Origin of the sequence: Klebsiella sp. P1927 (genome assembly GCF_018204675.1) — a bacterium.
Taxonomy (GTDB): domain Bacteria; phylum Pseudomonadota; class Gammaproteobacteria; order Enterobacterales; family Enterobacteriaceae; genus Klebsiella; species Klebsiella pneumoniae.
In genome coordinates, this window is sequence record NZ_CP073377.1 from 2,084,282 (window position 1) to 2,107,874 (window position 23,593).

Sequence of the window (23,593 nt, forward strand, 5' to 3'; positions counted from 1 at the left end):
TATCAATTCTGCAAAAATCTTTTGTCATTTCGTTCACTTTTGTTTTTTTGTGATTGATGTCATGCTTTTGACTTCTGATGTTACGCCGTCCTATCTGACGGTCTGATGGAGTCATTGAATGAAAATCAACTTTCCTTTACTTGCGCTGGCGATCGGCGCCTTTGGCATCGGTACCACCGAGTTCTCCCCGATGGGATTGCTGCCGGTGATTGCGAAAGGTGTGGACGTCTCGATACCGGTAGCGGGAATGCTGATCAGTGCGTATGCCATCGGCGTCATGGTCGGCGCACCGCTGATGACGCTGCTGTTGTCGCATCGCGCACGGCGCAATGCGCTGATTTTTCTGATGGGGATCTTCACCGTCGGCAACCTGTTGTCATCCATCGCGCCGGATTACACCACGCTGCTGCTGTCGCGGATTATTACCAGCCTCAACCACGGCGCTTTTTTCGGCCTGGGATCGGTGGTGGCGGCCAGCGTCGTGCCAAAGCATAAGCAGGCCAGCGCGGTAGCCACTATGTTTATGGGCCTGACCATCGCCAACATTGGCGGCGTGCCGGCGGCCACCTGGCTTGGCGAAACCATCGGTTGGCGGATGTCCTTCCTTGCTACTGCGGGATTAGGCCTGCTGGCGATGGTTAGCCTGTGGTTCTCCCTGCCGAAGGGCAGCGCGGGGGAACGTCCTGATGTCAAAAAAGAGCTTTCTGTCCTGCTGCGCCCGCAGGTGCTCTCCGCGTTGCTGACCACCGTGCTGGGCGCCGGGGCGATGTTTACGCTGTATACCTACATTTCGCCAGTGCTCAATACGCTGACCCACGCTTCATCGCTGTTTATAACCGCGATGCTGGTGCTGATTGGCGTCGGTTTTTCGCTAGGCAACTATCTGGGCGGCAAATTCGCTGACCGGTCGGTCTCCGGCACGCTGAAGGGCTTTCTGCTGCTGCTGATGGCGATCATGCTGGCGATCCCGCTGCTGGCGCAATCCCAGGCCGGGGCGGCCATCAGCATGATTGTCTGGGGCGCAGCAACCTTTGCGGTGGTTCCGCCGCTGCAGATGCGGGTTATGCGCGTAGCGCATGAGGCGCCGGGGCTCTCTTCTTCGGTGAATATCGGCGCGTTCAACCTCGGCAACGCGCTGGGCGCCGCCGCCGGTGGGGCGGTGATCTCTGGCGGACTGGGATATGCGTTTGTGCCGGTGATGGGCGCGATTATCGCTGGTCTGGCGCTGCTGCTGGTCTGGTTTAGCGGGCGAGCGCAGCCGGAAGAGGCTTTCGCCAGCCAGTAATCATCGGCTGGGCAAGGGCAAAAAAAACCGCAGCCGGGGAGACCCCGCTGCGGTTTGTCGTTTATGCCGCCAGGTTAGCCGCAACAAACTTCCAGTTAACCAGCGCCCAGAAGTGGTCCAGGTAGCTTGGACGGGCGTTGCGGTAGTCGATGTAGTAGGCATGTTCCCAAACGTCAACGGTCAGCAGCGGCTTCGCGTCGGTGGTCAGCGGGGTGCCGGCGTTGCTGGTGGAGACGATAGCCAGGCTGCCGTCGGCATTTTTGACCAGCCAGGTCCAGCCAGCGCCGAAGTTTTTCGCCGCGGCATCGGTAAATTTGGCTTTAAAATCCGCGAAGCTGCCGAAAGATTTGGCGATTGCGGCCGCCAGTTCGCCTTCCGGTTCGCCGCCGGCGTTAGGCGCCAGGCAGTTCCAGTAGAAGGTGTGATTCCAAACCTGCGCTGCGTTGTTGAATACGCCACCTTCAGACGTGCGGACGATCTCTTCGAGGGATTTGCCTTCGAACGCAGTGCCTTTGATCAGGTTGTTGAGGTTAGTGACATACGCCTGGTGGTGTTTACCGTAGTGATATTCCAGGGTTTCTGCGGAAATGTGCGGCGCCAGGGCGTCTTTTGCATATGGTAATGCAGGTAATTCAAACGACATTGCTACTCTCCTTATAACTTTTTGTTTTATCTCACATTGACAGGATGAGGTTTTCACCTGAATCGTGTTCTGACCGCCCGACGCTGTCGCGTCCCGGGCGTGTTATTGTATTGAGAATGTTAACATTTGCCGCAAGCAGTGAAAAGCCTTACAACGATAAAGGCTATTATCTCCGGTGCATGTGGTGAAGGCTTAACCGTTTTCTGCAGGAGTGGGCAATAAGCCGCCAAAATTGTTGCAACCCTGTATAAGGAGATGCCCTCTGCGGATTTGCGAACTCGCATGGCAATTAACTACTCTGCTTCGCCGCTGTCACGCAATGCGCTGAACAAAAAATAAAACTTTAATATCAAACGATTAATAAAAATATGCGCTCAGGCAATCGTCGCTATGCCAATAATTCATTGTCTATTTTTTAATTTGTATGACAAATATAGCCGCCAGCAGTAATTTCCCCAGGATGACGACGATGGCAAAAACAGATGAGGTGGTGAGCGCGAAAATGATCCCGGTGGTGCAGGGGATTGTTGACTGGATCGAAGCACATATTTTCGACACCCTGTCGGTGAGCGCGATTGCGAAAAAGTCCGGCTACTCACACTGGTACTTCCAGCGACAATTCGCCATGGTAACGGGCTGCACGCTGGCGAGCTACGTCAGCCGACGAAAGATGACGATTGCGACAATCTATTTAACGCAGACGCAGGCGTCGATACAGAGTATTTCTCAGTGCCTGGGATACGAGGGACAAGCCGCTTTCTGCCGGACCTTTCACCGTCACTTTGGCATGTCGCCGACCCGCTATCGTCGTGATACGCCGGGCAAAGAGAGCAATCTGCAATATCCCTTGCGGGTGGGGATGGAGATGGAGCAGGAGAGGCGGTCTGCCGCCGCAGCGGCAGACCGGGATCAGCGAATGGTTTTCGGCGTCATGACGCGACGAGCGCCGACATAATGGCGAACCCAGTAATCCTCGCTCAGGGAGGTGATTTGAATATCACGACCTGTGCGCGGCGACTGAATGAATTTTCCGTTGCCGACGTAGACGCCGACATGGTCGGCAGCGCCCCGTCCGCGGGTGCGGAAGAAGACTAAATCGCCGCTCTGCAGTTCATCACGATCCACCGGACGCGCATCGCGCAGGTGGTACATTTCGTTGGCCGTACGCGGGATGTGGATCTTGACCAGGTCCTTATAGGCGTAATAGACCAGCCCGCTGCAGTCAAACCCGGTGCGCGGCGAGGTGCCGCCCCAGCGATAGGGTTTACCCAACTGGCCCATCAGTTTATTCATCGCGGTACTTTGCGCTTTTTGCACCCGGACCTTGTGGGCGTCGGCGATCGTTAAATTCGCTTCGCTGGCCTCGGGCTTACAGCGTTTTTTATAGCCCTTGCGCACCACGCACTTGCTTTTGACGCTGTTTAGCGCCAGGGTCGGCTCGGCGCTGGCGGCGACCGTTTTCGCGCACTGCTTTTTATAACCTTTACGCAGCACGCATTTTTTCGTCGCGCCGGCGGCCTGACGATGAAGTGCGGTTTGGCTTGCTGCGGTAGTGCGGGTAGGGAGCCGGGTGCGCGAGGACTTTTTACTGGTGGTTTTAGCGGTGGTTTTAGTTTTTTGACTGGTTGCTTTTTTCTTGCGCTCTGAGCCACTTTTCGCGGGCAACGCTTTTGGCGAAGCGGAGGCGTGCGTATGCCCTGATGCCTGAGCCAGTGGCGTGAATGAGATAGACGTGAACAGTAATGCACAGAGCGATATCGCGATTTTGTTTAGCCGCGCCACTGAGCAATCCCCTGATTAATTACAGACATGTACAAATGCCTGACGATGAATGACAAACCGGAATGATTCTAAAGCATAAAAAGCCGGAAAGTTAATATTCTTTTGTATCAAAAATGTCGATTGGTTAACGATTGCAAGAAAACGCGTCAGACATTGACCGCCTCGCACAGAAAATGCGCAATGAGCGCCCGCCTGTGACCGCAAAATGATATTTTTAAGGCAACTTCGCGCAACAGAAGATAAAATATGAATAGTGAAAAAAATGTTATTATCCGTCCTGCCTACAGGACGCTACAATGACAAGTTACTGCCGTAGAAAGAAGTTTAAGGAAGCACGACAATGAGCTCGACTTTAGAAAAGATCCAACGCCAAATCGCTGAAAACCCGATCCTGTTGTACATGAAAGGGTCGCCGAAGCTGCCAAGCTGCGGTTTCTCTGCCCAGGCCGTTCAGGCGCTGTCCGCCTGTGGCGAACGTTTTGCTTACGTTGATATCCTGCAGAACCCGGATATCCGCGCCGAGCTGCCTAAATACGCCAACTGGCCGACTTTCCCGCAGCTGTGGGTAGACGGTGAACTGGTGGGCGGCTGCGATATCGTCATCGAAATGTACCAGCGCGGTGAACTGCAGCAGCTGATCAAAGAGACGGCGGCAAAGTACCATACCGACGAGCCAAAAGCGGAGTAATTCCCGCCATCAGTAAAAAAGCGACTTCCTGGAAGTCGCTTTTTTTATCACTCCGGGGTGGCCACTGGCAGCGGCCAGCCGCCCAGACGCTTCCAGCGGTTCACGATCTCGCAAAACAGCTGCGCCGTCTGCTCGGTATCATACAGGGCGGAGTGAGCCTGCGCGCCGTCGAACGGCATACCCGCGGCAATACAGGCTTTCGACAGCACCGTCTGGCCCAGCGCCAGCCCGCTTAGCGCGGCGGTGTCGAAGGTAACAAACGGATGGAAAGGGTTGCGTTTAAGTCCCGCGCGTTCGGCGGCGGTCATGGTGAAGCTGTGGTCAAAGGTGGCATTGTGCGCCACCATGATTGCCCGGCTGCAGTCGCTCTCTTTCATCCCTTTGCGCACCATTTTGAAGATGGCATGCAGGGCATCGTATTCGCTGACGGCCCCGCGCTGCGGGTCATGCGGGTTAATCCCGTTAAAAGCCAGCGCTTCGGGCTGCAGATTGGCGCCCTCGAAAGGTTCAACATGGAAATGCAGCGTTTCATCGGGCATCAGCCAGCCGTGCTCATCCATCTTCAACGTAATGGCGGCGATCTCCAGCAGGGCGTCGGTTTTGGCGTTAAATCCTGCGGTTTCAACATCGATCACCACCGGATAAAAACCGCGGAAACGGTCGCACAGACCATTCAGTTGAGCGTTCTCGGACATCAGATTCTCTTAGCTGGAAAAAAGTAGCGCGCATTATGGCAAATTTTGCCGCGGCTTGCAGCAGGCAGGGGTGAAAACAACGGGCGCCGTAGCGCCCGGGCGAGCCATGGCATTAAATATGCCAGCGTGGGGAAGCGTTAGTTGCCCAGACCTTTGCCGGCATCTTTCTCTTCAATGAGCTCGATTTTGTAACCGTCCGGATCTTCCACGAAGGCGATGACGGTGGTGCCGCCTTTTACCGGCCCGGCTTCACGGGTGACGTTGCCCCCGTTCTGACGGATCCGTTCGCAGGCTTCGGCGGCGTTATCGACGCTCAGCGCGATATGGCCGTAGGCGGTGCCCAGCTCATAGCTGTCCACGCCCCAGTTGTAGGTCAGTTCGATTACCGCGGTTTCGCTCTCTTCGCCGTAGCCGACAAAGGCGAGGGAGTACTTGTACTCCGGGTTTTCGCTGGTGCGCAGCAGCTTCATGCCCAACACGTTGGTATAGAAGTCGATAGAACGTTGCAGGTCGCCAACGCGCAGCATGGTGTGGAGTAAGCGCATAATGTCCCCTATGCAGTTTATTTGATAGATCAGAACGTTGAGTATAGCGGCGATACGTCGCCGCTATCAATGGAGGGATTACAGAGTCGGGTAATCGGTGTAGCCTTCCGCGCCGCCGCCGTAGAAGGATTCCGGGCGTTGCGGGTTAAGCGGCGCTTTTTTCTGCAGGCGAGCCACCAGATCCGGGTTGGCGATGTAATCGCGGCCAAAGGCCACGGCATCAATCAGCCCTTTATTGATAAGATCGTTGGCTTTTTCTACTGTGTAAGCGCCAGCGCCAATGATCACCCCCGGGAAGCGGTCGCGGACTTTCTGACGGAAAGCTTCACTGTAAGGTTTGCCGCCCGCCCAGTCCGGCTCGGACATGTGCAGATAGGCGATACCGCGTTTCGCCAGCTCGCTAATCAGATACAGCGCGTCTTCTTCTTCGTTCGGGCCATTATCCACATTCTGGAAGCTGCCAATCGGCGACACGCGGATGCCAATGCGCTCGGCGCTCCACTCTTGACTCACGGCGTCAACCACTTCCAGCACCAGACGGGCACGGTTCTCCACGCTGCCGCCGTACTGATCGGTACGCTGGTTCGCCGATGGCGAGAGGAACTGGTGCAGCAGATAGCCGTGGGCTGAGTGCAGCTCAACCAGATCGAAGCCGGCGTCACGGGCATTGCCGACCGCCTGACGGAAATCGTTGACGATCCCTGGGATCTCTGCGGTTTCCAGGGCGCGGGGCATTGAGGTGTCGACGCGAATGGCGTGGCCGTTTTCGTCACGCAGTGAGGTACGGGTGCCCGCGCTCAGCGCGGAAGGCGCTACCGGGGCGGCTCCGCCAGGCTGCAGGCTGCTATGGGAAATACGCCCGGTGTGCCACAGCTGGACGGCGATATGACCGTTTTCGGCATGAACGCCGGCGGTGATTTTCTGCCAGGCGGCAATCTGCTCCGGGCTGTGCAGCCCAGGCGCGCCGGCGTAGCCTTTGGCCTGCGCGGAGATCTGCGTCGCTTCGGTGATGATCAGCCCGGAACTGGCGCGCTGGCGGTAGTATTCGCCCATCAGCGGAGTAGGGATATCGCCCGGCTCAATGCTGCGCAGACGCGTCAACGGCGCCATAAATACGCGATTAGGGACGGTGACCGCACCGACTTTCAGTGGGCTGAATAATTTTGCTTCCGACATAGTGACTCCTGAGTAGACCGGTCGTCTAGTAACTGATGAAATAAAAACGCCTGTTATACCGCAGGCGCCGCAATAATCTGTTTGGCGTGGGCAAGGGCGCTTTCCAGCGGCGTTGCGCTACGCGTAATTTTGGCCTGCAGGTTGGCCCCGAGCCACAGGGAATACAGCACCTGCGACAGGGTCATGGCCTCGCCGTCAAATGCGAGACTGCCTTCCTGACGTCCTTTCTCCAGCGCGTCGCCCAGCAGGGCGATAATCTGGCTGGCTCCGCGATCCATGGCGGCGCGCATATCTTCCGACAGATCGCAAACCTCCGCGGATAGCTTGACAGTAAGACACCCGCTAATAATCCCCTGCTGGCAGAACTGATTCAGCGTGTGCTGATAGTAGGCCAGCAGGCGATCGCGATAGTTACCGTCGCCATGATCGAAGTGGTCCACCAGGCGCTGCAGATATCCGGTGTAGTGATGTTCAAGCAGCGCGACGCCGAAGGCTTCCTTAGAGCGAAAGTAGTGGTAGAAGGAGCCCTTGGGCACCTCCGCCGTCTTCAGAAGTTCGCTCAAGCCCATTCCGGTAAAACCGCGATGCATGCAAAGCTGCTCGCCGGTGGCCAGGATATGTTCTCGGGTATCGCAATCGCTGTGTCTGTTCATGCTGCACACTGTAGTAGACCGATTGGTCTAATGCAAGCGTCGGCGGAAAAATGTTAGCTGACGCAGCACGTAGTGAACAAAATTTGCGTCGGCGCGGGGAAACGTCTTCAATGAAAGGAGACGAGGGGACAGGAGGCGTGTGGTGGCAGAGCAGTTAGAATTTTTCCCGGTGCAGAGCCCGTGCCGGGGAATATGTCAGACCGATGAGCGCGGCTACTGTCGCGGCTGTTTCCGCAGCCGTGAGGAACGTTTTAACTGGCAAACGATGAGCGATGCGCAGAAACAGGAGGTTTTGCGTCTTTGCCGCCAACGGCTGCTTCGCAAAATACGCGCGAACAGGCCGGAGCCGGCGGAAGAACCGCAGCAACCCTCACTGTTTTAAGCCAAAAATTACGTATACTCAGAGCACTTTTTTATTGAGGAAGCGGTTATGGTTCAGCGTATTGCTATGGCTCCCCAGGGGCCGGAATTTTCACGTTTTGTGATGGGCTACTGGCGTCTGATGGACTGGAAAATGTCGCCTGGCGAGCTGGTCAGCTTTATTGAGCAGCATCTCGATTTAGGCGTAACCACCGTCGATCACGCCGATATCTATGGCGATTATCAGTGTGAGGCTGCCTTTGGCGAAGCGCTGAAGCGAGCGCCGCATCTGCGTAGCCGGATGGAAATCGTCAGCAAATGCGGTATCGCCACCCGGGCGCGCGCTGAGAACACCATTGGCCACTACATTACCGACCGCGATCACATCGTGCTCAGCGCCGAGCAATCGCTGCGTAATCTGGCGACGGACCATCTCGACTTGCTGCTGATCCACCGGCCGGACCCACTGATGGACGCCGACGAGGTAGCCGAAGCTTTTCTCGCGCTGCATCATAGCGGTAAAGTGCGCCATTTTGGCGTCTCGAACTTTACCCCCGCCCAGTTCACCTTGCTGCAGTCACGTCTGCCGTTTACCCTGGCCACCAACCAGGTCGAAATTTCACCGGTGCATCAGCCGCTGCTGCTCGACGGTACTCTCGATCAGCTGCAGCAACTGCGTATTCGTCCGATGGCGTGGTCTTGTCTTGGCGGTGGTCGCCTGTTTAACGAAGAGTGCTTCCAGGCGCTGCGCGATGAGCTGGCGCAGGTGGCGCACGAGCTTAACGCCGACAGCATCGAACAGGTAGTTTATGCCTGGGTGCTGCGTCTGCCGTCGCAGCCTCTGCCGATTATTGGCTCGGGCAAAATCGAGCGCGTGCGCTCGGCGATTGTGGCTGAAAAACTCAGCATGACCCGTCAGCAGTGGTTCCGCATCCGTAAAGCCGCGCTCGGGTACGACGTACCGTAACGGGCATTTCCCCTCCGGAAAGGCGTTCCTGGTTTACACTTAACAGGGAGACAGCCATCCGGAGGTGTTATGCAACGATGTATTCTCGCGATCTTATCCCTCGCATTTTGCGCTGGCGCACAGGCCGTTAGTGAAGATGTGCAACTTAATCTCGTGACCACCCAGGGCGTCGGTCAGACCATCGGCAGCGTCAAAATCACCGAAACCGACCGCGGACTCGAGTTCGCCCCCACTCTGCGGGCGCTACCGCCGGGTAAGCACGGGTTTCATATTCATGCCGAAGGCAGCTGCCAGCCGGCGATGAAAGAAGGTAAAGCCGTGGCCGCCGGGGCGGCGGGCGGACATTACGATCCGCAGCATACCGGCAAACACGAAGGGCCGTTGGGGGCCGGGCATCTTGGCGACCTGCCCCTGCTGGTGGTCAACGATGCGGGCGTAGCCGACCAGCCGATTATTGCTCCGCGCCTGAAAACGCTGGCGGAGGTGAAAGGGAAAGCGCTGATGGTCCACGTAGGCGGGGATAACATGGCCGACAGTCCGCAGCCGCTGGGCGGCGGCGGCGAACGGTTTGCCTGCGGGGTGATTAAGTAGTTCCTTCGCCAATTGTGCCGGCCACCGGGGCCTGTTCCAGCTGCGACAGGGCGCAGTACAGTCGCCAAATCGCGGCGGCCAGTTCCCGCGCCGCCGGCTGATGATGGTGGTTCAGGGCGTCGCAGATCCGCTGCAGCTCCTGCAGGGTGGAGGCCAGCGGGCGCTGCTGCACGCCGCGCTCGCTCATCACATCGCGTAACAGGTTGATGCACAGGTCGCGCACCTGGGCGAGAGGATCGGAGCGGGTTTCCCATTCGCGAAGCTGCCAGACGACGTGCGAGCAATTGAGCAGCACGACGCCCCAACGCAACAGCCAGCGGCGCGCCAGGGCATCCTTACTCTGGCTGAGCTGACTGACGTGGTGATAGACCAGCGATTCAAATTCATGCTCACTGTGCTGAGGATGACGGCTAAGCTGATCGACAAAGTGACGCCGTAACGCTCTGATATGGCGTCGCCCTTTGCGGGCGTCCGAGCCCGGACTCAGTACCGCAAAGGCCAGCCAGGCAAAGCCTACCCCGACAATCTTGCTCAAATTATCATTGAAAAAGGCCGCATAATCGTACACCGGCGGGTTGGTGACGGCGATAAACGAGCCCATAAAGACGATAAGCTGTCCCCACAGGCCGGCGTATTTGGGCCACTGCAGTTTGAGTAACTGCATGGTGGTCAGGAGCGGGAACAGGAACAGCAGAAACTGCCACAGGTCGGTTACCTGCACCATCAGGCCGAACTTCACCACGAAACTGAATAGCGACAGCAGGACCAGAGTCTGCATCAGCAATGTCAGCGAGCGAAACGGCGAGGCGGATACGGAGTAGAGCACGCAGCAGATGGAGGCCAGGGTCAGGGCCGCCGCACAGCTGGTCCACTGGGTACTGATCCCCCATGCGCCAATCGCCACCAGCGCGCAAAAGGTACGGACACCGTTGAGCAACGCCTCCGCCTGATCGGTATGGCGGGCTAACGGCGGGGCGGCGGGCACATTGAACTCGGCGATCGCCGAGGCATTTTCAACGCGGCGGATCCAGCGGCTGCTCTCCAGGTAAATGCGACAGAAATAGCGCAATCGCGCCCAGAAAGCGATGTGCCGGTAATCGGCATCCTGCCGCGGCGCCAGCGGCGCCAGGATCCGCGCAACGTGATAGCTGTCGGCATGAGGGGTGGCGAGCTCGGCGAGCAGCGACTCCAGTACCTGGCGAGTGTTCGCCGGCGCGTCAGGCCAGTTCAGCAGCATCCGTCGCAGACTGGAGATGACGCTGGTCATTCTGAGCTGCTGATGCAGGAGGTAGTTCAGCAGAGGATTCTGCCGACGGAAACGGTAGTGGCTCCAGAAGGCCTGGATACGCAGCAGGTTCATGGTCAGGATCTGGCCAATCACGCTCTCATGGGCGGTGCGAATGGCATCCGTCGTCTCCGGCACCCACAGCAGGCTGGCGTGCTCCAGCAGCCGGGCGTGCATGGTTTTCAGGGCCGTCAGCAGGTTGCTGCCGTCGGAGGTGCTTGGCAGGATCATCATCATTAGCCCGCCGCAGAAGATCCCGACGATGACTTCGCAGACGCGCGACTGGGCGATGACCCACAGCTCGTAGCTGTCGCTGATGTTAATCACCGGAAAGGCGATGATGGCGCAGGTATAGCCCGCCAGCTGAAAGGCGTAGGCGACGTTGTTGGTGAACAGGGCGCAGGCCCAGGTGCAGAGCGCCAGCCAGTCGGAGATACTGAACAGAAACAGCCAGGGATCGTTGAGTGTATGACCGGCAAGCAGCAGGGCGGCGCAGGCGCCGAGCAGGCTGCCTGCGATGCGGCCAAAACTTTTACTGATCACGCCGCCGACGGTGGGAAAGCTGACCACCGCCGCGGACGTCATCGCCCAGTAGGGCTCATCAAGATCCAGCGCATAGGCGATACTCAGCGCAAGACACATCGCGATGCCGTTGCGCAATGCGTACCGCCACTGCGGCCGGGTGGCTTTAACCCAGGGGAGTGCGCGCCACGACAGGGTCTGCAGGTTCATTACTGCCCGCCAATTGAGACAGTGCAGGTGGTACCGGAGACCAGGGTGACATCGGCCGGCAGCGTATCAAAGGCAATTCGCACCGGAACGCGTTGGGCGAGACGAACCCAGGGGATATTTGGTTTGATGTTGGCCACCAGCCCGGTTCCCTGTTCCACGCTCTGGTCGACAATCGCGCGGCCGATGCTGGCGACATGGCCCTTTAGCGTCTGCTGATTGCTATAGAGAATAATTTGTGCCGGATCGCCGATGCGAATGTGGCGCAGTTTGGTCTCTTCGAAGTAGCCCAGTACGTAAAACGAATGGCTGTCCACCAGGGCAAAGACCGGATGGCCGGTGGTAGCGTAATCACCGACGCGGGTGGAAAGGTTGGTCACCCAGCCATCCACCGGCGCTTTGACAACCGTCTGGCTGAGCTGCCACTGCGCATGTTTCAGCGCCGCTTCGGTTACGCCGACCCCCGCTCTGGCGGCAGCCAGGGTGGTGGTGGCGGTATTCAGGGCGGTATTGACGTTCTCAAGGTCTTCAGCCGAGATGGCATTTTGCGACAGGCTTCGGCGACGGCGAGCCTCGCTGGCGGCCTTGCTTTGCTCCGCCTGCGCTTTCGCCACCTCCGCCTGGGCTTTCGCCAGCTGCGCCTGGGCGTTCAGCACCGCGATGCGATAGGGGGTGTCGTCGATGGTAAACAATACTTCCCCGGCTTTGACCCGTTGGTTATCGGTTACGTTCAACTGCAGAATACTGCCGGAGACCTGAGGGGTGATCCCAACCTGCTCGGCGCGCACTTTGCCGTCGCGGGTCCAGGGTGACTGAGTGTAGAAATTCCATAACAACCATGCGGCAATCAGGGCGACGGCCGCGACCAGCAGCGTTGACAGATATTTTAATCTTTTCATAACAGGGAGATCACCAGGCAATGAGTAATACCAGGGCCAGACAGACCGAGAGCGCGAACAGGGAGAGATCCATTAGTAGCGGGTGCCAGATGTCGCCCGCATACATCCAGTCACGCAGCTGGCGATGTAAAAACAACCAGATAAAGAAACCCAACAAGACGGCTTTGAACAGCGGAGGGAAATAGACGGATGCGCCGAACACCAGGTCCTGCAGCGGCAATCCGGATGTGTTAAGACTCAGTTTCACAAGCAAAAATCCTTTGCCATTACAGGGGTAACCTCAGGACGTGCTACTCTTTAACAGTGTAAATCATTGTTTTGGTTTTTGTTGAATCAAGTAATTCATTTGTTTTGATAATTCAAATGCTGCACACTATTCTAAAATCAGTATAATAACTTAGCAAGCTAATTATAAGGAGATGAAATTGGAATCGCCACTTGGTTCTGATCTGGCACGTTTAGTTCGCGTTTGGCGCGCGCTAATCGACCATCGCCTGAAACCTCTGGAGTTAACGCAGACCCACTGGGTCACGCTGCATAACATCCACCAGCTGCCGCCTGAGCAGTCGCAGATCCAGCTGGCGAAAGCTATCGGTATTGAACAGCCGTCGCTGGTGCGCACGCTCGATCAGCTGGAGGAGAAAGGGCTCATTTCTCGCCAGACCTGCGCAAGCGATCGGCGGGCCAAACGCATCAAGCTGACGGAAAAAGCCGAACCGCTGATCAACGAGATGGAAGAGGTGATAGGTAAGACCCGTGATGAAATCCTCTCAGGGGTCTCGAAGCAGGAAGTGGAAACCTTGCTCCACTTAATCCGTAAACTTGAACAAAATATCCTCGATCTCCAGGCTAAAGATTAATTCTTTGCGGCCCGGGCTAATCCGGGCCTTTTTTCACCCTCCCTGCTGATGCCAGACGATCACCTGGTTACGTCCGTTATTCTTTGCTTCATACATGGCTTCGTCCGCGCGCTGAACGCACGCTTCCGCTGTCACGCTATTGTCGTAGGTGGTATACACCCCCATGCTGATGGTCATTCGCTCCGGTAAATGGCTCTCCCCGGCACTGACCGCCAGGCGGATACGCTCGGCGATCGCTTGCGCTTCTTTTTCACCGGTGTTGACCAGCAGCAGAGCAAATTCCTCACCGCCGATGCGTGCGGCGGCGTCATCTACCCGCGAATGGCTTTCCAGCACCGAGGCGGCGAACTGGATCACTTTGTCGCCCGCGACGTGGCCGTAGCTATCGTTGATGCGTTTGAAATGGTCGAGGTCGCTGATGAGCACCGACAGCGGATGCTGGGCATTCACCTTCGCCAGCTGTTGGTTAAGGGTGTCGTAGAAAAAGCTGCGGTTGTAGAGGCGGGTCAACGGGTCGCGGATCGAATTCTGATACGAATGGACATATTTGTGGTTAGACTCGCGATAGAGGATAAAGACGTCAACCAGTAGCACCAGAATCAGGAACAAGGTGCATAGCGTTTCGAAAAAACGCGCCTGGTACCAGGTCTGATCCAGCTCCCCTGCGGTGGAGAGCAGCTGGAAAAGCGTGAACAAATAAGCGCTGCAAAAAAAAGCGCCGCTGAACCAAAAAATATTACGCAGTTTACTCAAGCTAATTAATAAAATCAGCGTGATGAACCAAACTGCCATCAGCAGCCAGCCGATAATACTTTGCCACAACGGGGTAAAGGTATGGCTTAGATCGTCGATAAAATTGACGCTCAGCCACGGCGAATGGCTGGAGTATAGCCATGATAAAACAATAATGGTCAACGTAAAAAGAATACATGCTGTAAATGTAAGAACGTGTGCTTTCCACGAATGCATGATGCGCTGGCGAAAATAGTACAAAATAATAGATGACATGAATAACACAGCCATCATTATATTGCGGAAGAAATAATAGATAACGGCGTCATTTTGATTAACGACCGGGGCCGGATTGCAGGTAAGCCAGTCCGGATAGCTGCTGAGCGTGCCAAGCATCAGCAGCGCTGAGCAGGCAAACCCGAAAGAGACTGGAGTAAGGTAGAGACGCCGCTTGCTGCTCCAGTATTTCATGCCCATAAAACAGGCAATGGTAATATGAAAAACCATCAGGAAACTGGTCAGCAGCGGAAATAATATTGAGGAAGTACTACTGAAGCTGGTATGAAAAAACGCAGTCATCCCGGAAATGCCAACCCCGGCCAGTAAACAAATGCAAATATAAAGGATTAGACGTTTAACGATATGATGCACATGTTCGGGCATAGGCAATATTCCACATAAAAGGCAACGGCAGCGACGATGAGTCACCAGGGCTAATTTACGTTCTTGAGGGTAATAGGGGCGGGCAGTTAAGATATTGCGCAGGCGCAATGATTCATGGAATATTAAAATAAAGATGTCTGATGGTTACTACGAATTTATTACGGCGAAATAAACGTGGCTGAAAAATACGATGCGGCGCAACCGGCCGCATCGTAAGGGAAATTATCGCGGAGAGACGGTGACCTGGCTGCCGCTGCCGGCAATGGCCACGCGCTGACCAACGGAGAACGGAGTGCTGCCCTGTTTCTGCACTACCATAATGGTATTGCCATCGTCCTTACGGATTTCCAGTTCAACGCCCTGCGTTTTATTCATCGCGCCCTGAACGCCCTGACCGGCTACGCCGCCCGCGACCGCACCTGCCGCCGTAGCCAGAGAGCGTCCGGTACCGCCGCCGATGGTGTTTCCAAGGAACCCGCCCAGTACCGCACCGCCAATGGCCCCGATGGCATTGCTATCGTCGCCGCTCTGGATCTGTACGGCGCGCGTATGCACGATAGTACCGTAAGTCACGCTCTGCACCTGTTTGGCTTCAGATGCGGAATAAACGTCGCCGGACAGGCCGCTGCTGCTCACGCAGCCTGCGAGCGTAAAACCAATCATCGATACAGCCAAAACACGTAAAATCATTTATGAATCTCCTGTTCACCGAAGGTGTTCAATTGAACGTCCATACGGTTAATTATATGGCATTTAGTCGTCGGCGGGCATAGGTTCTCCCTGGACTATACAAAAAATAATAAACACTGGTGCTTCAACCTCAACTAAACGCCGGTTCTTTACGATGTTCTCTGATTTGTCGCTCTATTGTTAAAAAGTATTAGTACAACATAGCATTAACCGACACTTTATGATGGAGTGAAGGGCATACAAGGGTCATGGAATGAAGGAAAACGTATGAGATCGGGTCGCTTTATTGGCGTTATGTCTGGTACCAGCCTGGATGGTATCGATGTCGTTTTGGCCACCATTACTGAAAACATGGTGGCGCAGCAGGCTAGTCTCACCTGGCCCATTCCACACGCGATAAAAGAAGAGATTCTGGCGATTTGCCAGGGGCAGTCGCTGACCCTTTCGCAGCTAGGTCGTCTGGACACCCGTCTGGGACGGCTGTTTGCCGATGCCGTACTGGCGCTGATGCGCCAGGAAAGTCTCAAACCCACCGACGTCATCGCCATCGGCTGCCATGGACAGACCGTATGGCATGAACCGCAGGGAGAGGCTCCGCATACCCTGCAAATTGGTGATAACAACCAGATCGCCGCCCACACCGGGATAACCGTAGTGGGGGATTTTCGTCGCCGGGATATGGCGCTAGGCGGGCAGGGGGCGCCGCTGGTGCCGGCTTTTCATCATGCGCTGCTGGCCCACCCCGTCGAGCGACGTATGGTGCTCAATATCGGCGGGATCGCTAATGTGTCGCTGCTGGCGCCAGGTCAGCCGGTGCGCGGCTATGATACCGGGCCGGGAAATATGTTGCTGGACGCCTGGATCTGGCGCCAGAAGGGCAAACCGTACGACAAGGACGCCCAATGGGCTAGCGAAGGTAAAGTGCTGCTGCCGCTGCTGCAGGACATGCTGAGCGATCCGTGGTTTGCCTTGCCGGCGCCGAAAAGCACCGGTCGGGAATATTTCAATTACGGCTGGCTGGAGCAGCATATGGCCCGCTATCCGGGGCTACGCGGGGAGGATGTTCAGGCTACGCTTGCGGAATTGACCGCCGTCACCATCAGTGAGCAGGTATTGTTAAGCGGCGGCTGCGAGCGTTTGTTAGTGTGCGGCGGCGGCGCGCGTAACCCCTTGTTAATGGCGCGCCTGGCGGCGCTGCTGCCGGGAACCGAGGTCTCCACCACCGATGAGGCGGGGATCAGCGGCGATGATATGGAAGCGCTGGCCTTTGCCTGGCTGGCCTGGCGAACGCTGGCTGGTCTGCCGGGCAATCTGCCCTCCGTGACCGGCGCCAGCGAAGCCTCGGTGCTGGGCGCCATTTTTCCGGCTAACCCGCCGCAGAATCGGAGTTAACTGAAATCTTAAATACGACGCGACCGGTAAACTGGACAAGTTAAGCGGAGGGCGGAGTGCCCGCCGTGACCGGGAAAGTCGAAGGCAAACGAATGAAAAAAATTCTTATCGCAGTTGTACCTTTTATGCTGGCGGGCTGTAGCTACTACAACCAGTTTGTCGAGCGGATGCAGACGGACACGCTGGAGTATCAATGCGACCAGAAACCATTGACGGTCCATCGCAATAACGCACGCCAGCAGGTCAGTTTTATCTATGATAATCAGCAACTGAACCTGTCTGAGGGGCTGTCGGCTTCCGGGGCGCGCTACACCGACGGCGTCTATGTGTTCTGGTCAAAAGGCGATACCGCCACCGTCTATAAGCGCGACCGCATCGTCCTTGATAACTGTCAGCTGCAGACGGCCAAACGTTGAGATTTCTGTCCGGGGGGCGCACAATAACGCCACCTTATGACTACATCCTCAATGGCCATGTCTGATAACGACGAACTCCAGCAAATTGCGCATTTGCGCCGTGAATACACCCGTGGCGGTTTGCGTCGCCACGATCTTCCTGCTGAACCCCTGCCGCTGTTTGAACGCTGGCTGCGTCAGGCCTGCGATGCGAAACTTGCCGACCCGACGGCCATGGTGGTCGCCACCGTCGATGAGCGCGGCCAGCCCTACCAGCGCATTGTGCTGCTGAAGCACTACGACGAAAAAGGGTTGGTGTTTTATACCAACCTTGGCAGCCGTAAAGCGCATCAAATTGAAAACAACCCGCAGGTCAGCCTGCTTTTCCCGTGGCATATGCTGGAGCGCCAGGTGATGGTAATCGGCAAAGCGGAGCGTCTGTCGACGCTGGAAGTGGTCAAATATTTCCACAGCCGTCCGCGCGACAGCCAGATTGGCGCCTGGGTCTCGAAGCAGTCGAGCCGGATCTCAGCCCGCGGCATCCTCGAAAGCAAATTCCTCGAGCTGAAGCAGAAGTTCCAGCAGGGTGAAGTGCCGTTGCCGAGCTTCTGGGGCGGATTCCGCGTCAGCATTGAGCAGATGGAGTTCTGGCAGGGGGGAGAACACCGTCTGCACGATCGCTTTTTATACCAGCGCGATAGCGGCGCCTGGAAAATAGACCGTCTGGCGCCGTAAACGCCGAAATTAGTTATCGAAGCGCTGGCGCTGAAAGGGCCGGCGCTTTATTCTATGTACTTTTCGCATCTGGCGAAAAGTCGTGTACCGGCAGAGGTGCAGTCGTTTATACATGGAGAATTTGATGGCAAGCAGTAACTTGATTAAACAATTGCAAGAGCGGGGGCTGGTAGCCCAGGTGACGGACGAGGAAGCGTTAGCAGAGCGACTGGCGCAAGGCCCGATCGCGCTCTATTGCGGCTTCGATCCTACCGCTGACAGCTTGCATTTGGGGCATCTTGTTCCATTGTTATGCCTGAAACGCTTCCAGCAGGCAGGTCATAAACCTGTGGCGCTGGTGGGCGGCGCAACCGGTCTGATTGGCGACCCAAGCTTCAAAGCCGCTGAGCGTAAACTAAACACCGAGGATACCGTGCAGGAGTGGGTGGATAAAATCCGCAAACAGGTGGCTCCGTTCCTTGATTTTGACTGCGGCGACAACTCGGCGATCGCGGCGAATAACTATGACTGGTTTGGCAGCATGAACGTGCTGACCTTCCTGCGCGATATCGGTAAACACTTCTCTGTTAACCAGATGATCAACAAAGAAGCGGTGAAGCAGCGTCTGAATCGTGACGATCAGGGTATCTCCTTTACCGAGTTCTCTTACAATCTGCTGCAGGGTTACGACTTTGCCTGCCTGAACAAGCTGCACGGCGTGGCGCTGCAGATTGGCGGCTCTGACCAGTGGGGCAACATCACCTCCGGCATCGATCTGACCCGTCGTCTGCATCAGAACCAGGTGTTTGGCCTGACCGTACCGCTGATCACCAAAGCGGACGGCACCAAATTCGGTAAAACCGAAGGCGGCGCCGTGTGGCTGGATCCGAAGAAAACCAGTCCGTACAAATTTTACCAGTTCTGGATCAACACCGCGGATGCTGATGTCTATCGCTTCCTCAAATTCTTCACCTTTATGGACATTGCGGAGATCAATGCCCTGGAAGAAGAAGACAAAAACAGCGGTAAAGCGCCGCGCGCCCAGTACGTGCTGGCAGAGCAGGTGACGCGCCTTGTTCACGGCGAAGAAGGCCTGGAAGCGGCGAAGCGCATTACCGAAAGCCTGTTCAACGGTAACCTGAGCGACCTGAGCGAAGCAGACTTCGAACAGCTGGCCCAGGATGGCGTGCCGATGATCGAAATGGAAAAAGGCGCCGATCTGCTGCAGGCGCTGGTTGATTCCGAGCTGCAGCCGTCCCGCGGTCAGGCGCGTAAAACCGTTGCCTCTAACGCGGTGACCATCAACGGCGAAAAACAGGCCGACCCGGAATATGTATTCAGTGACAGCGATCGCCTGTTTGGCCGCTACACCTTGCTGCGTCGCGGTAAGAAAAATTACTGCCTGGTCTGCTGGAAATAAAAAAATACTGCCAGGGCGTGGGAAACCACGCCCTTTTTCTTTTTAGGGTTGTGGTAAGAAAATGAAGAACATCCTCGCCATTCAGTCTCACGTTGTGTTTGGCCATGCCGGCAACAGTGCCGCCGAATTTCCGATGCGCCGTCTGGGCGCCAATGTCTGGCCCCTGAATACCGTACAGTTCTCTAACCATACGCAGTACGGCAAATGGACCGGCTGCGTCATGCCGCCTTCGCATTTGACGGAGATTGTTCAGGGGATTGCCGACATCGACAAACTGCAGACCTGCGATGCGGTACTGAGCGGCTATCTTGGCTCCGCTGAGCAGGGAGAGCATATCCTCGGTATCGTGCGTCAGGTTAAGGCGGCCAATCCGGCGGCGAAATATTTTTGCGATCCGGTGATGGGTCACCCGGAGAAGGGCTGCATCGTCGCGCCGGGCGTGGCGGAGTTCCACGTGCGCTATGCGCTGCCGGCCAGCGATATTATTGCGCCGAATCTGGTTGAGCTGGAGATCCTGTGCGGTCATCCGGTCGCCAGCGTCAGCGAGGCAGTGGCCGCCGCGCGGGAGCTGATTGCCCAGGGGCCGGAAGTGGTATTAGTTAAGCATCTTGCCCGTGCGGGTCTGAGTATGGATCGTTTTGAGATGCTGCTGGTGACGGCCGAAGAAGCCTGGCATATTAGTCGGCCGCTGGTGGATTTCGGCCTGCGTCAGCCGGTAGGCGTCGGCGATGTGACCAGCGGTCTGCTGTTGGTTAAATTGCTGCAGGGGGCAAGTCTGCGCGATGCGCTGGAACACGTCACCGCCGCGGTGTACGAGATTATGCTCGCCACCAAAAATATGCAGGAATACGAACTGCAGGTAGTAGCGGCGCAGGATCGCATCGCCGTACCGGAGCACTGCTTCAGCGCCACCCGGCTGTAACTCCCAGGGCCTGCCCGACGGTCCGCCGGGCAGGTTCAGGCCTTATTTTAAGCCTTCAGCCGCCAGTGCGGCAGCCACCGCCGGACGCGCTGCCACCTGCGTCATCCAGCTGCCGATATGACCATAGGCAGCCATATCCAGTTTTATAGCATAGGCCCAGCGCAGCACCGTAAACAGATAACCATCGGCAATGGTGAAGCGATGGCCGGTCAGCCACTGTTTGTCTGCCAGCGCTGCATCAACGTATTGCAGCTTTTTCTCAAGCAGCCCCCGCGCGACAGGCTTATAGTCCTCCGGGGTATCCGGGCGGAACAGCGGGGTAAAGCTTTTATGCAGCTCGGTGGCCACATAGTTCAGCCATTCGAGAGTCTGATAGCGCGCAATCGAGCCCACCGGCGCCAGCAGATGACGATCCGGCACCTGGTCTGCGATGTACTGCATGATGGCTACGCCCTCAGTGAGCAGGATATCATCATCCAGCAGCAGCGCCGGCACCTGACCTTTCGGGTTGAACTGCAGATAGTCTTCCCCGTTTTCCAGCCGTTTTTGGGCCAGATCCACGCTCTGCAGGGTAAAATCCAGACCGCTTTCGCGCAGGGCAATATGCGAGGCAAGGGAACAGGCGCCGGGTTTGTAGAACAGTTTCATGCGTGACTCCTCGTGGCTGCAGTTTTCTGTATGTTAGTCCTGCCAGGGGTAAAAAAAAAGCCGCTAAACTAACGTTAGCGGCTTAAAAATAATTAGTTTTCCCTGCGGCGTCAGGCAGCCGCGGTTTCGCGTGCTTTAATGTCCGCGCTGTCGTCCTGAGTCATACGATTCAGTTTCGGCGCGGTCAGCAGCATCAGGGCGGCGATAACCGCGGTGACGATACCAATCTGCAGGAATACGTGACCGTACACTTCCAGCGACACCAGCGGATCGGTGACATTCTCCGGGACTGCCATCAGGTTAGCGATTTTCCCGGCGATGATCGCCGCGCCTGCCGTGGTGAGGAACCAGCTGCCCATAATGAAGCCCATCAGACGCTGAGGAACCAGCTGAGCGACCATCGCCAGGCCGAGGCCGGAAATCATCAGTTCACCGATAGACTGCAGCGCGTAGCTCAGAATCAGCCAGTTGACCGAGACGATACCGGCGTCGCTGGCGAACTTCGCCCCTAGAGGCAGGACGAGGAATGCGCCAGAGCACAGTACCATACCGATAGCAAATTTGTGCGGCATCGGCAGGCGGTCGCCCATCTTGTTGTAGATGGCGGCCAGAATCGGGCTACCAATCATGATCCAGAACGGGTTCAGCGCCTGATACTGTTCCGGTTCAAAGGCGAGACCGAGGATCGAGTGCTCCACGTTACGGATGGCGAAGAAGTTCAGCGAGGTCGGCATCTGGCTGTACAACACGAAGAAGACAATCGCTTCTACCATCAGCAGGAAAGCGACGATCATTTTACGACGCGGAGCGCCTTTCAGGCCTATGGTTTCTTTGGCGAAAATCACGACGATACCCAGTGCGACGACGCCCAGCACCATACGTGCGATACCCTGGTTGTGCAGCAGCCAGGTGGCGATAGCGACCAGCACCACCACGCCAGCGATGGTCGCCAGCAGTTTACCCATGTGTACCGGGGCAAAGTCCGGTTTAGAGCCGTACTGTTTAACCCATTTCTGACAGAAGGCGAAGTTAATAATGGTGATCACCATCCCCACCACGCTGAGGGCAAACGCTACGCTCCAGCCAAAACGTGCGGCCAGCCACGGGGTTGCCAGCATAGAGAAGAACGAACCGATGTTGATGGACATGTAGTACATGGTAAATGCACCGTCCAGACGTGGGTCGTTTTTGTCATAGCAGGTAGAAAGCAGGGAGGACGGGTTGGCTTTAAACAGGCCGTTACCGACGGCGATGGTCGCCATACCCATATAGACGATAGCGGCGTCATGACCGGACCAGGCCACCAGCGCATAGCCAATCGCCAGCACGATAGCGCCCAGCATGATGACACGCTTGGTACCCAGCACTTTATCACCCAGCCAGCCGCCAATGGCGACGAGGCCATAAACCAGCGCGCTAAAGGAGGAGAACAGAGTAATGGAATCCGCTTCCGACATACCCAGCTGTTTTACCAGGTAAACGGCCATGATCCCTTGCAGGCCGTAGTAACCAAAACGCTCCCACAACTCGATCGAGAAAATGAGATAGAACGCGCGTGGTTGTTTGAAAGCGTTCAGACTCACGCTTTCTGCTGGTTTATTGTTTGCAGTAGACACATATACCTCTTTTTTTACATCCCATATTTACTGGGGGGTGTTCGGGGCGCAATCTCGTTGGACCGCCGCCTTTATAGTTATTCTTGGAGGGAAAACGGCAAGTAATGTTCACTATCCTGGCGCATCAGGCAAGGCTTTTGTAATAATCTGTTACACATAATCAGGGTGGTATAATGCTCCGGACATATGAATGTTATACAGCGTTAAATTTTACCGTTTCGATATCGTTGGTATTTTTATCTTTTGGGTTCGCCGGTTTGCCGGGAAAAGGCGATATATTCTACTGATCTGGCGTAAGCATAGTGATATGGTCCATTATCTTAAAAAATCATGGGCCATTATCCTGACAATCTTTACTCATCCGTTGTATTGCCTGACATTTATTTCCATTCCAGTAACATTCAATCAACATAAAGTTGCGAGCATGATCTGGATCACAAATGCATAGAAATTTTGCGCTGATAAAAAATGAATGAACTAGTTGTTTGTTATATAACCGGATAATCATCCATAATCATGATGATTATGTGGTGTTAATGGCCGGTGAAATAGATGAATGCGGGCCATAACCCAGAGTTAAGCTATGACCGCAATAGAGACGAGACAGTCAGGCGTAGACTTTATCTTTGTATTCGCAAAGATCTTCAATCAGGCAGGAGCCGCAGCGCGGCTTGCGGGCAATACAGGTATAACGCCCATGCAGGATCAGCCAGTGATGACAGTCGACCTTAAACTCGGCGGGGACCACCTTCAGAAGCTTCTCTTCCACCTGCTCAACGTTCTTGCCCGGGGCGAATTGCGTCCGATTGCAGACGCGGAAGATGTGCGTGTCCACGGCGATGGTCGGCCAGCCAAAGGCGGTATTTAGTACCACGTTGGCGGTTTTACGGCCCACGCCGGGTAGCGCCTCCAGCGCTGCTCTGTCTTCCGGCACCTCACCATTGTGCTGCTCCAACAGGATGCGGCAGGTTTTGATGACGTTTTCCGCTTTGCTGTTAAACAGGCCGATAGTCTTGATATACGATTTCACCCCATCCACCCCCAAGGCCAGCATCGCTGCGGGCGTATTGGCCACCGGATAGAGTTTGGCTGTCGCTTTGTTGACGCTTACGTCGGTGGCCTGTGCAGAAAGCAGGACGGCAATCAGCAGCTCGAATGGCGAACTGAAATGCAGTTCGGTGGTGGGGTGGGGATCGTTTTCCCGCAGCCTGGTAAGGATCGCCAGGCGTTTGGCTTTGTTCAT

The 23,593-nt window shown here is 56.1% G+C and carries 26 protein-coding genes; 12 read left to right on the top strand and 14 right to left on the bottom strand.

Going from position 1 to position 23,593, the window contains the following annotated elements; genetic code table 11:
* Positions 1 to 118 precede the first annotated feature (118 nt).
* Positions 119 to 1,285 carry an MFS transporter gene (locus tag KB892_RS10550; protein ID WP_002907773.1) on the top strand — a complete coding sequence of 389 codons (1,167 nt, stop codon included), beginning with the start codon at positions 119 to 121 and terminating at the stop codon, positions 1,283 to 1,285.
* 61 nt (positions 1,286 to 1,346) lie between these two features.
* Here KB892_RS10550 and sodB read toward each other — a convergent pair whose 3' ends face one another.
* Entirely contained in the window at positions 1,347 to 1,928 is a 582-nt protein-coding gene (sodB, locus tag KB892_RS10555; protein WP_002907771.1) for a superoxide dismutase [Fe], read from the bottom strand.
* A gap of 469 nt (positions 1,929 to 2,397) precedes the next feature.
* Between sodB and KB892_RS10560 the strand changes: the two genes are divergently transcribed.
* Positions 2,398 to 2,883 carry a helix-turn-helix domain-containing protein gene (locus KB892_RS10560; protein WP_004200127.1) on the top strand — a complete coding sequence of 162 codons (486 nt, stop codon included), beginning with the start codon at positions 2,398 to 2,400 and terminating at the stop codon, positions 2,881 to 2,883.
* Here KB892_RS10560 and KB892_RS10565 read toward each other — a convergent pair.
* Complete coding sequence (locus KB892_RS10565) at positions 2,838 to 3,710, bottom strand: C40 family peptidase (RefSeq protein WP_004151204.1); 873 nt, start codon at positions 3,708 to 3,710, stop codon at positions 2,838 to 2,840. The two genes, KB892_RS10560 and KB892_RS10565, sit on opposite strands and share 46 nt — an antisense overlap.
* A 340-nt stretch (positions 3,711 to 4,050) precedes the next feature.
* On the opposite strand from KB892_RS10565, the gene KB892_RS10570 reads away from it, so the two are divergent.
* On the top strand, positions 4,051 to 4,398 hold the full coding sequence (locus KB892_RS10570) for a Grx4 family monothiol glutaredoxin (RefSeq protein WP_002907768.1): 348 nt from the start codon (positions 4,051 to 4,053) through the stop codon (positions 4,396 to 4,398).
* A 47-nt stretch (positions 4,399 to 4,445) separates the two neighbouring features.
* Here KB892_RS10570 and rnt read toward each other — a convergent pair whose 3' ends face one another.
* The 4 genes from rnt to KB892_RS10590 form a co-directional block, all read right to left on the bottom strand.
* A complete protein-coding gene (rnt, locus tag KB892_RS10575; RefSeq protein WP_002907766.1) occupies positions 4,446 to 5,093 on the bottom strand; it encodes a ribonuclease T in 648 nt (215 codons plus the stop codon).
* Positions 5,094 to 5,230: 137 nt separating this feature from the next.
* Positions 5,231 to 5,638, bottom strand: a complete 408-nt coding sequence (gene gloA, locus KB892_RS10580; protein ID WP_002907764.1) for a lactoylglutathione lyase — start codon at positions 5,636 to 5,638, stop codon at positions 5,231 to 5,233.
* 78 nt (positions 5,639 to 5,716) lie between these two features.
* Positions 5,717 to 6,814, bottom strand: a complete 1,098-nt coding sequence (locus KB892_RS10585) for an alkene reductase (protein ID WP_002907763.1) — start codon at positions 6,812 to 6,814, stop codon at positions 5,717 to 5,719.
* A 53-nt stretch (positions 6,815 to 6,867) separates the two neighbouring features.
* Positions 6,868 to 7,467 carry a TetR/AcrR family transcriptional regulator gene (locus KB892_RS10590; protein ID WP_004175857.1) on the bottom strand — a complete coding sequence of 200 codons (600 nt, stop codon included), beginning with the start codon at positions 7,465 to 7,467 and terminating at the stop codon, positions 6,868 to 6,870.
* A gap of 139 nt (positions 7,468 to 7,606) precedes the next feature.
* On the opposite strand from KB892_RS10590, the gene KB892_RS10595 reads away from it, so the two are divergent.
* The 3 genes from KB892_RS10595 (at position 7,607) to sodC (ending at position 9,385) form a co-directional block, all read left to right on the top strand.
* Positions 7,607 to 7,849, top strand: coding sequence for a DUF1289 domain-containing protein (locus tag KB892_RS10595; RefSeq protein WP_004189722.1), 243 nt, complete (start codon positions 7,607 to 7,609; stop codon positions 7,847 to 7,849).
* Between the two features lie 48 nt (positions 7,850 to 7,897).
* A complete protein-coding gene (locus KB892_RS10600; RefSeq protein ID WP_004200125.1) occupies positions 7,898 to 8,794 on the top strand; it encodes an aldo/keto reductase in 897 nt (298 codons plus the stop codon).
* A gap of 69 nt (positions 8,795 to 8,863) precedes the next feature.
* A complete protein-coding gene (gene sodC / locus KB892_RS10605; RefSeq protein WP_004184268.1) occupies positions 8,864 to 9,385 on the top strand; it encodes a superoxide dismutase [Cu-Zn] SodC in 522 nt (173 codons plus the stop codon).
* Here the strand turns inward: sodC and KB892_RS10610 are convergent.
* From KB892_RS10610 to KB892_RS10620, 3 genes are read right to left on the bottom strand one after another with little or no spacing between them, the layout of a single operon-like run.
* Complete coding sequence (locus KB892_RS10610) at positions 9,378 to 11,402, bottom strand: FUSC family protein (RefSeq protein ID WP_062954952.1); 2,025 nt, start codon at positions 11,400 to 11,402, stop codon at positions 9,378 to 9,380. The two genes, sodC and KB892_RS10610, sit on opposite strands and share 8 nt — an antisense overlap.
* Positions 11,402 to 12,298, bottom strand: coding sequence for an efflux RND transporter periplasmic adaptor subunit (locus KB892_RS10615; protein ID WP_004143835.1), 897 nt, complete (start codon positions 12,296 to 12,298; stop codon positions 11,402 to 11,404). The genes KB892_RS10610 and KB892_RS10615 overlap by 1 nt, the downstream gene beginning before the upstream one ends.
* A 10-nt stretch (positions 12,299 to 12,308) precedes the next feature.
* Positions 12,309 to 12,545 (bottom strand): DUF1656 domain-containing protein, encoded by a 237-nt coding sequence (locus KB892_RS10620; protein ID WP_004143834.1) that lies wholly within the window; start codon positions 12,543 to 12,545, stop codon positions 12,309 to 12,311.
* A 172-nt stretch (positions 12,546 to 12,717) separates the two neighbouring features.
* Between KB892_RS10620 and slyA the strand changes: the two genes are divergently transcribed.
* Positions 12,718 to 13,158: a transcriptional regulator SlyA gene (gene slyA, locus KB892_RS10625; RefSeq protein WP_004143833.1), complete on the top strand. Its 441-nt coding sequence runs from the start codon at positions 12,718 to 12,720 to the stop codon at positions 13,156 to 13,158.
* 33 nt (positions 13,159 to 13,191) lie between these two features.
* Here the strand turns inward: slyA and KB892_RS10630 are convergent, their stop codons facing one another.
* Both KB892_RS10630 and slyB read right to left on the bottom strand, forming a co-directional pair.
* Positions 13,192 to 14,553: a sensor domain-containing diguanylate cyclase gene (locus tag KB892_RS10630; protein ID WP_004200121.1), complete on the bottom strand. Its 1,362-nt coding sequence runs from the start codon at positions 14,551 to 14,553 to the stop codon at positions 13,192 to 13,194.
* A gap of 222 nt (positions 14,554 to 14,775) precedes the next feature.
* Positions 14,776 to 15,243, bottom strand: coding sequence for an outer membrane lipoprotein SlyB (gene slyB / locus KB892_RS10635; RefSeq protein ID WP_002907749.1), 468 nt, complete (start codon positions 15,241 to 15,243; stop codon positions 14,776 to 14,778).
* Between the two features lie 267 nt (positions 15,244 to 15,510).
* On the opposite strand from slyB, the gene anmK reads away from it, so the two are divergent.
* From anmK to pdxY, 5 genes are all read left to right on the top strand, one after another.
* Positions 15,511 to 16,635: an anhydro-N-acetylmuramic acid kinase gene (anmK, locus tag KB892_RS10640; protein WP_004143831.1), complete on the top strand. Its 1,125-nt coding sequence runs from the start codon at positions 15,511 to 15,513 to the stop codon at positions 16,633 to 16,635.
* Between the two features lie 92 nt (positions 16,636 to 16,727).
* Positions 16,728 to 17,051, top strand: a complete 324-nt coding sequence (gene mliC, locus KB892_RS10645; protein ID WP_002907744.1) for a C-type lysozyme inhibitor — start codon at positions 16,728 to 16,730, stop codon at positions 17,049 to 17,051.
* A gap of 57 nt (positions 17,052 to 17,108) precedes the next feature.
* Positions 17,109 to 17,765: a pyridoxamine 5'-phosphate oxidase gene (pdxH, locus tag KB892_RS10650; protein WP_002907742.1), complete on the top strand. Its 657-nt coding sequence runs from the start codon at positions 17,109 to 17,111 to the stop codon at positions 17,763 to 17,765.
* A 124-nt stretch (positions 17,766 to 17,889) separates the two neighbouring features.
* Positions 17,890 to 19,164, top strand: coding sequence for a tyrosine--tRNA ligase (tyrS, locus tag KB892_RS10655; RefSeq protein ID WP_002907740.1), 1,275 nt, complete (start codon positions 17,890 to 17,892; stop codon positions 19,162 to 19,164).
* Between the two features lie 61 nt (positions 19,165 to 19,225).
* A complete protein-coding gene (gene pdxY / locus KB892_RS10660; protein WP_002907739.1) occupies positions 19,226 to 20,086 on the top strand; it encodes a pyridoxal kinase PdxY in 861 nt (286 codons plus the stop codon).
* 42 nt (positions 20,087 to 20,128) lie between these two features.
* On the opposite strand, the gene gstA is transcribed toward pdxY, so the two are convergent.
* The 3 genes from gstA to nth all read right to left on the bottom strand — a co-directional run bounded on the left by gstA (position 20,129) and on the right by nth (position 23,593).
* On the bottom strand, positions 20,129 to 20,734 hold the full coding sequence (gene gstA / locus KB892_RS10665) for a glutathione transferase GstA (protein ID WP_004200118.1): 606 nt from the start codon (positions 20,732 to 20,734) through the stop codon (positions 20,129 to 20,131).
* A gap of 110 nt (positions 20,735 to 20,844) precedes the next feature.
* Entirely contained in the window at positions 20,845 to 22,350 is a 1,506-nt protein-coding gene (gene dtpA, locus KB892_RS10670; RefSeq protein ID WP_004151206.1) for a dipeptide/tripeptide permease DtpA, read from the bottom strand.
* A gap of 607 nt (positions 22,351 to 22,957) precedes the next feature.
* Positions 22,958 to 23,593: an endonuclease III gene (gene nth / locus KB892_RS10675; RefSeq protein WP_002907734.1), complete on the bottom strand. Its 636-nt coding sequence runs from the start codon at positions 23,591 to 23,593 to the stop codon at positions 22,958 to 22,960.